This window comes from Collinsella sp. CLA-ER-H8, assembly GCF_040092335.1.
Lineage (GTDB): Bacteria > Actinomycetota > Coriobacteriia > Coriobacteriales > Coriobacteriaceae > Collinsella.
This window is the reverse complement of the sequence record NZ_JBBNLU010000029.1, coordinates 1-981: the sequence shown is the minus strand read 5'-3', so window position 1 is coordinate 981 and position 981 is coordinate 1. Positions and strand designations below refer to the sequence as shown.

Below are 981 nucleotides of genomic sequence, written 5' to 3'. Positions count from 1 at the left end.
CATTTCCCCGGACAGGACCACCTTTGCCGCCGAGACCTTGAACTGCCTGTCGTATCGCTTTCTTCTTTGGGTCATCTTGAACACCTTTCGCTCTTAACTAGGTGTCCAATTCATCATACCCACTCCATGAGGATCCTTAAAAGAAAGTCCAGTTTATCCTTCCCACTCCAGTTTTCCATGAGTATAGACCTCAGGGTGAAGCACGACCTGGAGTCCAGGAGGCGGGCCGTCGAGCTCTTCGACGCCGGCGTCGGCTGCAAGCCGGCGGCCGAGGCCCTGTCCGTCCCCCGCGAGACCGTGAGAGAATGGCAGTGGGTATACCGGGCGTTCGGAAGCGAGGCGCTGCTGTCCATGGGCGGGAAACAATCCAGTTACACATTCGAGCAGATGGTCGCCGCGGCGTCGGCCGTGGTCGACGGCGGGATGGCGAAGGCCGACGCCATGGCCGAGTTCGGGATCAGGTCGAAGTCCCCGCTGGAGCGCTGGTGCAGGCTCTACCGCGAGGGCGGCGCCGAGGCGCTGCGGCCCCGCCCGAAGGGCAGGCCGAGGGGGTCGAGGTCGAAACCCCGGGCCCGCACCCGCGAGCAGGAGCTCGAGGAGCGCTGCCGCAGGCTCGAGGCCGAGGTCGCCTACCTAAAAAAATTGCGCGCCCTGGTCGAGCGGGACGGGCTCTGACCAGGGCGGCGGCCGAGGCGGTGAGGGCGCTGCGCGCGGAGGGGCACTCCCTGCGCCACCTGCTGGAGTGCTCGGGGCTCAGGAGGTCGACCTACTACTACGCGCTGGCGCACCCGCGGAGGCCGACCAGGCCCGAGCTGCGCGACGCCGCGGCCGAGATATTCTCGCGCACCGCCAACGGTGTTAGCGTCAATATAATTTTCACCATTTCCACCAACGCATTTTCGCCAATCGCGCCAACGCGGATACGCCGGATTCGCCAACGCGGATGTGCCGCTTTCGGCGCCTAGGCGCCCTCCTCCTTCC

General features: G+C 65.2%; 1 protein-coding gene. It reads left to right on the top strand.

Going from position 1 to position 981, the window contains the following annotated elements; genetic code table 11:
- A partial coding sequence (locus AAAX72_RS09660) for a helix-turn-helix domain-containing protein (protein ID WP_349130171.1) occupies positions 1-675 on the top strand: 675 nt, incomplete at its 5' end.
- Between the last annotated feature and the right edge of the window lie 306 nt (positions 676-981).